Source organism: Nostoc sp., from assembly GCF_036917655.1.
Classification (GTDB): domain Bacteria; phylum Cyanobacteriota; class Cyanobacteriia; order Cyanobacteriales; family Nostocaceae; genus Nostoc.
Genome location: NZ_JBALCY010000065.1, coordinates 231788 through 244215, shown reverse-complemented (window position 1 = coordinate 244215; position 12428 = coordinate 231788). Strand labels below are relative to the sequence as shown.

The following is a 12428-nucleotide window of genomic DNA, read 5'->3' as shown; positions in this document are numbered from 1 at the left end:
GGCAGAGGAATTATGATCAGGCAAAGGGAGTAGTTGCCGTAACCATTAGACCTCTGGCAAAAGTCCCTAACACCGCACCCCCAACCCCTCCCGGCTCTTCGGGAGGGGAGCGTTTACTTTCCTCAAATGCGGGGTGGAGTTCTTAATTTTTGATTTATGCAAAAGGTCTATTCTGGACTTTAAAACTCATACAAAGCTGACAATAAGTGATGACCATCATCACCAATTGTCAGTGCCAGAGATTGCCGTTCTGTTTTCGGCTTTAGTATGCGGTATTACTCAATTATCGTTGCCTAATGTGAGTATCAATCTGCCTCGCCTGCATTCACTTCGCTATTCTGATAGGTTCCAATGGGGAAATGTAAGCAAGCGTTCTTGATAAAATTTGTGGATTTTCCCGGATGGCATTTTCCTGGGTTAGTACCGTAGAAATACCAAAGTTGATGATTTCTATTAGAGATTTTATGGATTCTCGCGTAGGAAAGTGCCAATCTGATCTAGTTCCTGCTGATTGAGGCGAAATTCCCCAGCACCAATGATTCCTTCCACCTGCTTTGGATTGCGTCCGCCAACGATCGCCGCCGTCACCGCCGGATTGTTTAAAGTCCAAGCGATCGCCACCTCACCAGGGGAGCGATCGTGTTGTTGACCAATGTGCTGCAATACCTCAGCTAGCTTCAGGTTACGAGATAGACGTGGCTCCTGAAATTCACTATTATTCTTGCGCCAATCATCATCTGGGAAATTAGCAATCCGCTCAGGTGTCATCTTTCCTGTAAGCAAGCCAGATTGCATAGGTGAATAAACAATTACACCTATGTTATTTTCCTTACAAAAAGGCAGAATCTCCTTTTCGACATCGGGCTTAACCAGTGAATAAGGCGGTTGCAATGAGGTAACTGGTGCAATCTTCTGGGCACGTTTCAACTGTTCTACATTGAAGTTTGAAACCCCAATATAGCGAACCTTGCCCTCATCCTTTAGCTTGCTGAGAGTTGTCCAGCCTTCTTCGATATCTGAGTCAGGATTAGGCCAGTGGATCTGGTAGAGGTCGATGGTTTCAATATCGAGTCGGCGCAGACTGGCTTCAACCTCCTGGCGCAAAGAATCTGCCTTGAGGCTGTTACCAGTTTTGCGCGTTTCATCCCAGATCAGTGAGCATTTAGTGAAAATGTAGGGGCGATTAGATCGACCTTTGAGCGCCTTAGCAACAACCTCCTCCGAATGCCCCAAACCATAGACAGCTGCGGTGTCAATCCAATTAACGCCGAGGTCGAGAGCGCGATTGATTGCTGTGATCGATTCCTGGTCATCTTGCTCTCCCCAACCAAAAGCCCACCCACCTCCACCGATCGCCCAGGCTCCAAAGCCGATTGGGGTAATGTGAAGCTCCGAATTACCAAGCTGTTTGGTTTGCATATCTGCTTTCTTCAAGAATTTTTGAGTCAATTGCTAGTGTAAGCTGCAAATATTTTCTCAACCGCTATCTGAGGTGTGAATGACTACTGCTAAATTTTGAATGTTGTGTTTATATACACTATTACACTGTGGTGTGGCGGAAAATAAGGGACTTAGAGCAACTTGTCTGGTTAAATTGATACCTGGATTTACGCCGTCCTGTACTAGACTTACTTGCTTGAAGATGGTAACAGTTGTCAATCTTTATCAAAAGAGAGAAGTAATATGTCAGAAGATTTAAAAGGCAAAGTTGCGCTGATCACAGGTGCAAACAAAGGTATCGGGTATGAGATTGCACGCCAATTAGGTTCTAGAGGTGCTATTGTTCTTGTTGGTGCAAGAGATATAGGACGTGGTGAAGAAGCGGCGAACAAACTTCGTTCAAATCAGATCGATGCCCGAACAATTCAGCTTGATGTCATCGACCAAAAAACAATCGACTCTGCGAGTAAACAAATCGAGAGCGAATTCGGAAAACTTGACATCCTTGTGAACAATGCTGGGATAATAAGTGATGGCGATCGCCTTCCACGCAGTCAAGTTGATATTGAAACACTGCGACACACTTATGAAACAAATGTATTTGGAGTGTTTGCAGTTATAAAAACGCTGTTGCCACTCTTAAAGAAGTCAACAGCAGGGCGAATAGTGAATCAATCAAGTGGTTTAGCTTCTCTGACTCAACACTCTGACCCAAATAGTGAGTTCGATGATTCTAAGTATCTTGCTTATAACTCATCAAAAACAGCACTGAATGCGATCACAGTTTTGTTGGCCGCTGAACTTAAAGATACCCCGATTAAAGTCAATGCTGCTGATCCTGGTTTCACAGCAACTGACCTTAATCAACACCAAGGGCACCGTACTGTTGAGCAGGGAGCGATCGCAGCAGTCAGACTTGCCACTCTACCTGATGATGGTTCTAGCGGAGGGTATTTTGATGAAAATGGCGTGGTTCCCTGGTAGTGGTAGAAAGTAGGGGGATGGGGCATTGGGCATTGGGCATTGGGCATTGGGCATTGATTATTTCCTCCCCCACTCCCCACTCCCCACTCCCCACTCCCCACTCCCCACTCCCCATTCAATAAGGATTTGAATCAATCCGTCCCCTTTTGACACTCCTGAGATAGTACCCAGAGGTTGGTCGGTTTCTCAAGTTAAAGGTGTCGCCACTGCGAACTTTCCAAATTTTGTAATTGGAAAAGGTCAAAGGCGTTCGGGGTTCGCATACTTCCGGCAGATGATTGCCAAGTACAAAGTATGCGGCACCCCTACCTATAACTTTCACCAAACCGTTTTTATCCACAAGAACCGATGTACTTTCACTAACTGCTATGCCTAAAACACTGCTAGATACACCGTCCTTAATTTGACGGGCAATGAAAGTCATAATTCGACCCATTCTTTCCCGCCTGTCGAAGTGCGTATCTACGATGGTTCCCTTCAAATTACTCCAATTGAAAAAGTTGTAAGTAAAGGTGATGTCCCGGTAAGGATCTTCGAGTGCATCCCTAGTTTCAATGCCTTTTTCCGAAGAAGCGCAAGCATCATAGACACAATCACTTTGGATCATCGCACCCGCACTGGTGCCACCAATACCACCTCCCTTCAGGTAAACTGATTTAACAGCAGCCTCAAGCTTGGTATCTTTCCAGTTGCGGATGTATTGACATTGGTCGCCGCCAGCAAAGAAAATCACATCAGCTTTTTTGACTTTTTCAAAAATATCGGCTTTGTTTGCCTCTTGCCTATTGCTAATCACAAGAGTTTCCACAAAGTTTACGCCCTTCATGGCATAAATTAGCCGATTGTAATCGTGATTACCATTAGTGCGGATAACTACAACATTAACTTTAGTAGCGGAGTTAGTACCTCCCCTAACTTGGTTAATCATCCACTGGATAGCATCATCGACATCGGGGCCACCCCCACCTAAGCTAAGAACTGGGCCCCCCAAGGAAGGACGGACATCAAAGGAGGGGGAGGGGCGGACATCAACAGTGTCACCCAAGAAGTAGCGTTTCCAGTTTTCGATAAAACGGTTTATTAGGAAGGTTCCCATATTCAACAACTTGATTCCTGTACTTTTCAAGCGCCTTGCTATGCTTGGGAATGCCTTTGTCATACTAAGCTTCTGGAGCAAACTGCAATTATTGCTAGGCTGTTACGCATTTTAATTGCTTATTTATTCGCGATCGCCCTTGATCATTAGTCGTTAGTCACTTGTATTTACATTGGACTTTGGACAAATGACTAATGACAGTTTTAACGAAAAAATGTGCAATTTAGACGCGCTAGCTTAACTCTGGCACTAGAGAGGGTAGAATTTCCAGCGTACAGGGCTTGTACTGTTTTTTAACGCGATAATAACCCAGAGTAATTATTAATTCTCTGCCCTACTCTGTGAAAATCTCCACATTGCTAGTGTCCTTTATAGTGCTTCTTTTTTGGATACAATCCACCACGATACACGGTAGTGACTCACAGTTGTGTACTGGTATTAACTTAAGAGGATGTTTTAAAAGTGGTAGCTAATGGATCAAAAATTTTATATCCTCCTAAATCCTCCTTAAAAAGGAGAACTTTGAGAAGGTTATTCCCCCCTTTTTAAGGGGGTTGGGGGATCTCTTCTGCGTAAGTCCTAAAGCAAAAGCGATAAATTATCCTAAACCGAATAATTTAGAAATCGCAGGGAATAATTTATTACCCGCTTCCACCACCGAAGCGATGCCTTCGGCGGGCTTCGCCAACGCAGGTAAGCCTGTAAATATCCCTTTCAACATGGTGATTGCATTTTTTGCCATTTTTTGCTTAGTCGATTCTTGAGGACTTTTACCTGCTTCTGCCAAAGCCTTCACCTGTTCTAGCGCTTCGGCTTTGTCTTCTTCTGGCAAATATGAGGACTGGATGATTGCATCTTGCAACTGCGACAATAATTCTTTGATTCCTGGTTTCTCGGCATCCGGTGAATCAGGTAACTCATTGAGGGCAATACTCACATTACCGCTAATGGTTCCTAGATTAGCAATAGAACTATTGCCAGCGATACCGCTAACATTACTGCTACCTTGAATATTGATGCCGCTGATATCAGACATGATGGTATTTCCTTGTGTATAAGATTTAGGATGCTTAAGTGCAGTTGTAATCATATTTTTTAAATCACTGATATAACTATCTTTTTCTACAAGCAATAATTGCTGACTCTGCGATAAAGCTTTGAGTTGATTATAGTCATCAAAATATTCTGCACTGAGTTGAGATTTATCGCTACCTGCTGCGGTTTTGGCTCTGAGCAAGATTTTATCTTCGCCGCGTTTCTCCATTGCCACAATTTCTAACTCGGCTTCGGGATGATTTTCGGCCAGGTTTTTGAAGGCGATCGCAACCGCGCGAGGGTCAACACCTTGATTATGGTAAAGGTCAAGGGTATCAAAAATTGGCTGGATAAACTCGGTAAAATCCCCGTCTGCAAATACCTCTTGATTATTATCAGGTTTGCGGAGCGGGTCAGGGTTTTCTTTGGTAGGGACGCGCATGTAGACATATTCACACCTCACCCCATGCAATTTAGTTGTATTTGTAATTCCCCAATCTTCAATGTACGCGCCGGTGAGAGTTGCACCTGTTAAATCAGTTGCGTCTAGTTGCGTTTGCTTCAGCTTTGCTCTTGACAAATCGGCATCTTGCAAATTGGCTTCACTGAGATCGGCGCCAATAAAGCTGGCATCTGCTAGGTTAGCTTTTTTTAAGTTGATACCCCGGAGCTTTTGACCGTCAAAGTTTTTGTCCTGTCCCTGTCCTGTAACCAGCAGTTGACGTACTTGTGAGTTGTGCAGATAAGTCAAACCAGGACGAACACGTTCAAGCATTTTGGCTTGATGCCAACAGCTACAGATAAGGATAGTGTTTCGGAAATCTGTACTTTTGAGCGTAGCTTGGGTGAAATCAGCACCTGTTAAGTCAGCGCCACGAAAGCTCGTACCTCCTGTAGCTGCAAAGGTAACAGCCATATTACGAATCAAGGAGTGTTTTTCGTCTCCTTTCATGGCTCGCCAACTGATGTAGATGCTAAGTAACGTTCCAGAGCCGGCTCCGGCGAAGACTAAGGCTAAGGCTAAGGGGAAGACTTTGGTTCCGGCGAAGGCTAAGGCGAAGGCGGAGGCGAAGGCGGAGGCGAAGGCGAAGGCTAAGGCGAAGGCGACGGCGAAGGCTAAGGCGAAGGCGACGGCGACGGCGGAGGCTAAGGCGAAGGCTAAGGCGAAGGCGGAGGCTAAGGCGACGGCGGAGGCTAAGGCGACGGCGACGGCGAAGGCGAAGGCGAAGGCTCCGGCTCCGGCGAAGGCTCCGGCTCCGGCTAAGGTGACGGCTAAGGCTAAGGCGACGGCTAAGGCGACGGCTCCTAAACCAGCTACTACTCCTTGGCGAATTGTGAAGAAGAAAAAGGCAATTAATACGATTAGGACAGTCCAGCCGGCAATCTGATTCTCTAAGCTGGAATTAAATATTAGTGACACCAAATAACCGTTGAAAGCCCATAAAAATCCTGAAAATCCCGACAACAGCCACGAGACAAGGACTAGTAAAATTGCCCAACGGCGTTGCAGTCCAGCTTTGGCATGGCTGAAATTTGCACCTGTTAAATTAGCGTTGGTGAAGTTTGCCCCTCGGATGTCGGCATAGCTAAAGTTTGCACCCGCAAGGTCTTGTCTACCTTTGAAGTTGCGTCCTCGGAGATTTTGCCCGGAGAAGTCTAAAGCCATGTTCCACTTTACAGAGGTGAGCAAATTTTACTACACGCTCACCCCTGTAAATTCAGGAATGGTTAAATATATTTGTTATTTGAGCTTCAAAGGCGCAACTTCGAGGATCAAAGGTGCAATTTCGAGCTTCAAAGGTGCAATTTCGAGCTTCAAAGGTGCAACTTCGAGCTTCAAAGGTGCAACGTCGAGCCTCAGAAGGTCATCGTTGAGCTTCAGAAGGTCAACATCGAGCCTCAGAAGGTCAACGTCGAGCCTCAGAAGGTCAACATCGAGCCTCAGAAGGTCAACGTTGAGCCTCGGAAGGTCAACATCGAGCCTCGGAAGGTCAATGTTGAGGTTCAGAAGGTCATCACTGAGGTTCAAAGGCTCATTTTTGCACTTTTTATTAAAAGCGACTTAAATGATTTACCGCTGTTCGATGCGTCACAAGTTCAAGATTTTTGCGGTTTGTCAAGAGTCAAAACTAGGTAACTAGCTGAAAGCTCATACCTACACAATACGGTTTGGTTAACATGTTTGTCTCTCGAAGATCCCCCCAACCCCCCTTAAAAAGGGGGGCTTTTTTGATATTTACCCCCTTTTGAAGTGGGTCGCCGCTTTTGGTGGGTGGGTTGGATGCTGGTGATGGAGTACCTGCAAGTTTTTGAACATACTGCAACACGTCTTTTAGGTGCTGCTCTGGCAGTTGTTCTATTGCGTCAAAGATGGCTTGTTTGGTTGTCATGGCAATGGCTCAAATTCCTGATAAATCACAGACTGCAACTGCGCTGCTTCTTCGTCGCTGATAATGCCTGCAAACTGTAAATCAACGGTAAAAAACATTAGGTATAGAAATAACTATGGAATTAAAGCAAGATGACATTATTATTCTTCAGGAAGCTGAAAAGCGTTTACGGCGACTGTCTCCAGAAAGACTGCGGGTAGTGAGTGATTTTCTGGCTTATCCAAAAGAAAGAGAAGAAAATGAGGCGACGGCAGAATTTTTGAATATCCCTGGTTTTGAGCAAACTTTGCGTGAAGCTATGCAGGAAGCTGAGGCTGGGGAAGTCGTGCCATTTGGCAGTATTCGTCGTCATGTATGAACTAACGAGATGTCTATCGTCAAGTGTGTCATGTGTTTCTCAAGTATTAATGTAGAGATAGGCACAGCACAATAACTTGCATTACAGGAAATACTGATGGAACGTTCAAAAATAATTGCTATTCTTACAGGTGCGATTTCGGTTATTTTAGCGATCGCCTACCTCATCCTAGTCCAACTCCTGGACTACCGGGACATGAAACCCGCCCCCATTAGTCAAGTTGACTCACCGCCTGCGATCGCTATCTCTCACTGGCAGCTTGACAAAATCACCCAAATATAAATTACATTAAGTGGATTTGTAGAGACGCAATCAATTGCGTCTCTTGTCATTTATATCAATTGATAAAACTAATGATCACCATTGATTCCTTCCTGATTCAATGCATAGATAAAACTTAATACCTATTATTCGTTACTTGAATAGTTTCTTATATAAGAAATAATTAGAGTTATTATCTCAAATTTATTTAGATAAAGTAATTCCATTTTGACAGATATAACGGTAAGCTGTTTCTAACAAGATTAAATAAAGATAAATTTGTCTGCTCTGCGCTCGGGTTAACAGGGATCAACGCTAGTTGATTCAAAACCCCTAACTTTTGATGAAAATATAGAGGTAATTTGATGGCTCAGTTTCTACTAGAGACTGTTTGGCTAGTTCCGTGCTATGCCTTAATAGGTGGCTTTTTAGCGGTACCTTGGTCGCCCGGAATCATTCGCAAAACAGGGCCAAGACCGGCGGGTTATGTCAACTTTGTGATGACATTTTTGGCGTTTGGGCATAGTGCGATCGCTTTACAAGCAACTTGGAATCAGCCAGCCCAAAATGTATTTATTCCTTGGTTATCTACGGCTGGTTTAGACTTAACCATTGCTTTGGAAATTTCCTCGGTGACTGTCGGTGCTTTAGTTGTGATTACTGGCTTGAACTTGCTGGCGCAGATTTATGCCATCGGCTACATGGAGATGGATTGGGGTTGGGGACGCTTCTATTCTTTGTTGGGATTATTTGAAGCAGGACTATGCGCCCTTGCTCTGTGTAATAACTTGTTCTTCAGTTATATAATTTTGGAAGTCCTCACGCTGGGAACCTACCTGCTAGTCGGCTTATGGTTTAGTCAGCCGTTGGTAGTCTCAGGTGCAAGAGATGCTTTTTTAACCAAGCGGGTGGGAGACTTATTCTTGCTGATGGGCGTATTGGCATTATGGCCTCTCGCTGGAACTTGGAATTATACAGAACTAAGTCAGTGGGCGGCTACTGCAAATGTTAACCCGACAACAATGGCACTCGTAGGTTTAGCCTTAATTGCCGGGCCGATGGGTAAATGCGCCCAGTTCCCCCTGCATCTATGGCTAGATGAAGCGATGGAAGGCCCTGTCCCTAGTACAATTTTGCGGAACTCGGTAGTAGTCGCTAGTGGTGCATGGGTGCTGATTAAACTGCAACCTGTGTTAAGCTTGTCGCCCATAGTTTCCTCGGCGATGGTGGGAATTGGTGCGGTGACAGCCGTGGGTGCTTCTTTAATTGCGATCGCTCAAATTGATCTCAAACGCTGTCAATCCTATTCTGTCAGTGCATACATGGGTTTAGTGTTCATTGCTGTGGGAGTGCAGCAAGACGAAGCAGCACTGTTGTTAGTACTCACCCATGCTATATCGGCAGCACTGTTGGTAATGAGTACTGGGGGAATTATCTGGAATAGCATCACCCAAGATGTCACCCAATTAGGCGGACTGTGGACACGCCGCCCGATTTCAGGAATAGCCTTTATCGTCGGGACTTTGGGGTTAATTGGTTTTCCCCCCTTGGGTAGTTTTTGGGCGCTGATAGAATTAGCCGATGCGTTGTGGGAAACGCAACCTTGGTTAGTGGGAATAGTGATAATGGTAAATGCTTTGACAGCCGTGAGTTTAACCAGAGAATTCGGTTTAATTTTTGCTGGTAAACCTAAACAGATGACCGAGCGATCGCCTGAAGCTCACTGGCCAATGATTCTGCCAATGATAATATTACTTGCCCTGAGTCTACATCTTCCTTTGGTGTTGCAAAGCTTATCACTTTTACCCGATTGGGTAACTCTAAATAAATATGTTGCACTACTTTTAATTTGGTCGAGTATTTTCAGTTGCAGCATCACTGGCATGATTTATTTAGGCAATATTCCTAAACCGATTCGTCTCCCTTGGAAAGGTTTCCAAGACTTGCTAGCATACGACTTTTATACTCCCAAACTCTATCGGATGACCATTATTTTCAGCATTGCCAAAATTTCCCAAATTGCCGATATGATTGACCGCTTTGTAGTTGATGGCATCGTTAATTTAGTTGGTTTATTTTCCCTATTAGGTAGTGAAAGTCTCAAATACAGCACTTCTGGACAAACCCAGTTTTATGCCTTAACTGTTCTTCTAGGAGTGAGCGTTTTAGGAATGTGGGTAACTTGGCCATTTTGGGGAGTGCAGTTTTTAAATGTGATTTCTCAAATTTCAACAGTTGGGTAGTTAAATACCGTTTTATTACAAGCAAGCAGACAGTTTAGTTTAAAATTTGCAGGATAATTCCATGAGCAGACAACATCACCAAATCAATCTTTCCAGAAGAAGTTTATTCAAATTCGGTGCAGGTGCGATCGGTACAGGTGTATTGACAGCCGGAATAGGTTCAAACTTACTGGCGTCACAAAAAGCCTTGGCAGAAGATGATATTACTCCCGATAAGGCATTGCAAGAATTATTAGATGGCAATGAAAGATTTGCCAAAAGGAAACGTAAAAGTCCTCATCAAACCTATTCACGTTTAGTCGAAGTTGCCAAAGGTCAAAAACCCTTTGCTTCTATTCTCAGTTGTGCAGATTCACGAGTGCCTTCAGAGATTGTTTTTGACCAAGGACTTGGAGATTTATTTGTCTGCCGTGTAGCTGGTAATATTGCTACACGAGAAGAAATTGGTAGCCTAGAATTTGGCAGTTTAGTATTAGGTTCTAAAGTCATCATGGTAGTGGGACATGAAAGATGTGGTGCGGTAGATGCTGCGATCAAAGGCGCTCAAGTACCAGGACAAATTGGCAGTTTACTTGAGGCAATTAGACCAAGCGTAGAAAGTACAAAAGAGCAATCAGGAGATAAGGTAGAAAACGCCTGTAAAGCAAATATTTTGTCACAAATTAAAAAATTGAAATCATCCACAGTTTTATCTGACTTAATCAGTGCAGAAAAGCTGACAATAGTCGGAGCTTATTACGATTTAGATACTGGCAGAATCAGTATAGTCGGTTAGCTTTTAAATCTCATTCTCAGTCCGAGACTGGAAATGCACCTCATTGCGGCTCTGCCGCCAATTATAGGCTTTTGGTGCTAACCCAAGCGGATTCAATACGGTTCGGTTAAGGTTATTTGATGAAAATAATAGACCCAAAGACGCGATAAATCGCCGTCAAGACGAAGGACTAATTATTGTAAAGACGGCGATTTATCGCGTCTCTTGCCTTAACCGAACAGTATTGCAAGCGAATTGAATTATAGAGGCTCCGCCTCTGAATTTGCATTCCCAGTCTGAGACTGGGAACGAGGAAAAGACAAAGGACAAAATTACCATGTTAAGTGTTTTGATTTGGCTCCCGATTTTCGCTGCTATTTTCATCGCGGTACTACCTCTAAATATCCCTAAACATCGCATTCGTTTAACAGCATTAGTTTGTTCTGGGGTAGTTTTATTCTGGAACCTTTTTCTCCTGCTAAAATTTGATATCAGCAATCCAGAAATGCAATTTAAAGAGTATTTACCCTGGAATGAAACCCTTGGCTTGAGCTATCAATTAGGTGTTGATGGGCTTTCTATATTGATGTTGGTGTTAAATAGCCTGCTCACCTGGATTGCTATTTACAGCAGTAGTAAAGAAACTGAACGTCCTCGGCTGTTCTACTCGATGATTTTATTCGTGAGTGGAGGAGTTGCAGGTGCTTTTTTAGCAGAGAACTTGCTGCTATTCTTCTTATTTTACGAACTAGAATTAATCCCTTTCTACTTACTCATCTCCATTTGGGGAGGGGAAAAACGCAGTTATGCTGGGATTAAATTCCTGATTTATACTGCCGTTTCGGGAGCATTAATTCTGGCGACATTCTTGGGTATGGTGTGGTTGAGTGGTTCTACCAATTTTGCTTTTGATGCAGTCTCTACAGAAAATCTGTCAACAGCAAAGCAAATCCTTTTACTAGCAGGAATAGTATTAGGTTTTGGCATCAAAATTCCCTTGGTTCCCTTCCATACTTGGCTACCGGATGCTTACGTTGAGGCTTCAGCACCAATAGCCATTCTTCTTGGTGGTGTGTTAGCAAAGCTGGGAACCTATGGATTGCTGCGATTTGGGTTGGGTATGTTTCCCCATGCTTGGAGTATTATTGCACCGACTCTGGCAATTTGGGGAGCAGTCAGCGCTATCTATGCGGCAGTAATTGCGATCGCTCAAAAAGATATCAAGCGCATGGTAGCATACAGTTCCATCGGTCACATGGGCTATGTATTGCTAGCTGCTGCCGCCAGTACTCCCTTAGCACTCGTTGGGGCAGTAGCCCAAATGTTTAGCCACGGCATCATCCTGGCGATTCTCTTTCACTTGGTGGGAGTAGTGGAAGCCAAAGTCGGCACCCGCGAGTTAGATAAACTCAATGGTTTGATGAGTCCTATACGCGGCTTACCTCTAATTAGTGCCTTACTAGTTTTAAGCGGTATGGCTAGTGCTGGTATTCCCGGTTTAACAGGATTCATCGCCGAATTTATCGTCTTTCAAGGCAGTTTCTCTGTCTTTCCCATCTCGACAATTTTGTGTGTAGTCGCTAGTGGATTAACCGCAGTTTATTTCGTTATCCTCCTCAACCGTACCTGTTTTGGCAGACTCGATAACTTCGCCTACTATCCCAAAGTTTTATGGTCTGAGAAAATCCCAGCTTTAATTTTGGCAGCTTTCATCATCTTTTTAGGAGTACAACCCACTTGGTTAGTGCGTTGGAGTGAATCCACAACTACAACAATGGTGGCTGCAATTCCCTCCTTAGAAAAAACCGTAATCTCTCAAGTAGCGCTGAAATAGAAAATACATCAAAACACTTGTAGAGACGGCGAT

The 12428-nt window shown here is 44.1% G+C and carries 12 protein-coding genes; 6 read left to right on the top strand and 6 right to left on the bottom strand.

Going from position 1 to position 12428, the window contains the following annotated elements; all coding sequences use genetic code 11:
- Positions 1-462 precede the first annotated feature (462 nt).
- Both V7K30_RS22900 and V7K30_RS22895 read right to left on the bottom strand, forming a co-directional pair.
- Positions 463-1419: an aldo/keto reductase gene (locus V7K30_RS22900; RefSeq protein WP_335003168.1), complete on the bottom strand. Its 957-nt coding sequence runs from the start codon at positions 1417-1419 to the stop codon at positions 463-465.
- A 57-nt stretch (positions 1420-1476) separates the two neighbouring features.
- Complete coding sequence (locus V7K30_RS22895) at positions 1477-1659, bottom strand: hypothetical protein (protein WP_335003166.1); 183 nt, start codon at positions 1657-1659, stop codon at positions 1477-1479.
- A 24-nt stretch (positions 1660-1683) separates the two neighbouring features.
- On the opposite strand from V7K30_RS22895, the gene V7K30_RS22890 reads away from it, so the two are divergent.
- Entirely contained in the window at positions 1684-2424 is a 741-nt protein-coding gene (locus V7K30_RS22890) for an SDR family oxidoreductase (RefSeq protein ID WP_335003164.1), read from the top strand.
- A 115-nt stretch (positions 2425-2539) separates the two neighbouring features.
- On the opposite strand, the gene V7K30_RS22885 is transcribed toward V7K30_RS22890, so the two are convergent.
- The 4 genes from V7K30_RS22885 to V7K30_RS22870 all read right to left on the bottom strand — a co-directional run bounded on the left by V7K30_RS22885 (position 2540) and on the right by V7K30_RS22870 (position 6945).
- The gene (locus V7K30_RS22885) at positions 2540-3583 is read right to left on the bottom strand and encodes a cyanophycinase (protein WP_335003160.1); all 1044 of its coding nucleotides are present in this window, start codon (positions 3581-3583) and stop codon (positions 2540-2542) included.
- A 535-nt stretch (positions 3584-4118) separates the two neighbouring features.
- Complete coding sequence (locus tag V7K30_RS22880; RefSeq protein WP_335003158.1) at positions 4119-6221, bottom strand: pentapeptide repeat-containing protein; 2103 nt, start codon at positions 6219-6221, stop codon at positions 4119-4121.
- 75 nt (positions 6222-6296) lie between these two features.
- Positions 6297-6584, bottom strand: coding sequence for a hypothetical protein (locus tag V7K30_RS22875; RefSeq protein ID WP_335003156.1), 288 nt, complete (start codon positions 6582-6584; stop codon positions 6297-6299).
- 100 nt (positions 6585-6684) lie between these two features.
- A complete protein-coding gene (locus V7K30_RS22870; protein ID WP_335003154.1) occupies positions 6685-6945 on the bottom strand; it encodes a hypothetical protein in 261 nt (86 codons plus the stop codon).
- Between the two features lie 115 nt (positions 6946-7060).
- Between V7K30_RS22870 and V7K30_RS22865 the strand changes: the two genes are divergently transcribed.
- From V7K30_RS22865 to V7K30_RS22845, 5 genes are all read left to right on the top strand, one after another.
- On the top strand, positions 7061-7303 hold the full coding sequence (locus V7K30_RS22865) for a hypothetical protein (RefSeq protein WP_335003152.1): 243 nt from the start codon (positions 7061-7063) through the stop codon (positions 7301-7303).
- Positions 7304-7399: 96 nt separating this feature from the next.
- A complete protein-coding gene (locus V7K30_RS22860) occupies positions 7400-7585 on the top strand; it encodes a hypothetical protein (RefSeq protein ID WP_335003150.1) in 186 nt (61 codons plus the stop codon).
- Positions 7586-7929: 344 nt separating this feature from the next.
- Positions 7930-9807 carry an NAD(P)H-quinone oxidoreductase subunit F gene (locus V7K30_RS22855; protein WP_335003148.1) on the top strand — a complete coding sequence of 626 codons (1878 nt, stop codon included), beginning with the start codon at positions 7930-7932 and terminating at the stop codon, positions 9805-9807.
- 61 nt (positions 9808-9868) lie between these two features.
- Complete coding sequence (locus tag V7K30_RS22850; RefSeq protein WP_335003146.1) at positions 9869-10582, top strand: carbonic anhydrase; 714 nt, start codon at positions 9869-9871, stop codon at positions 10580-10582.
- Positions 10583-10898: 316 nt separating this feature from the next.
- Positions 10899-12395 (top strand): NADH-quinone oxidoreductase subunit M, encoded by a 1497-nt coding sequence (locus V7K30_RS22845; protein ID WP_335003144.1) that lies wholly within the window; start codon positions 10899-10901, stop codon positions 12393-12395.
- The last annotated feature ends 33 nt before the right edge of the window (positions 12396-12428 follow it).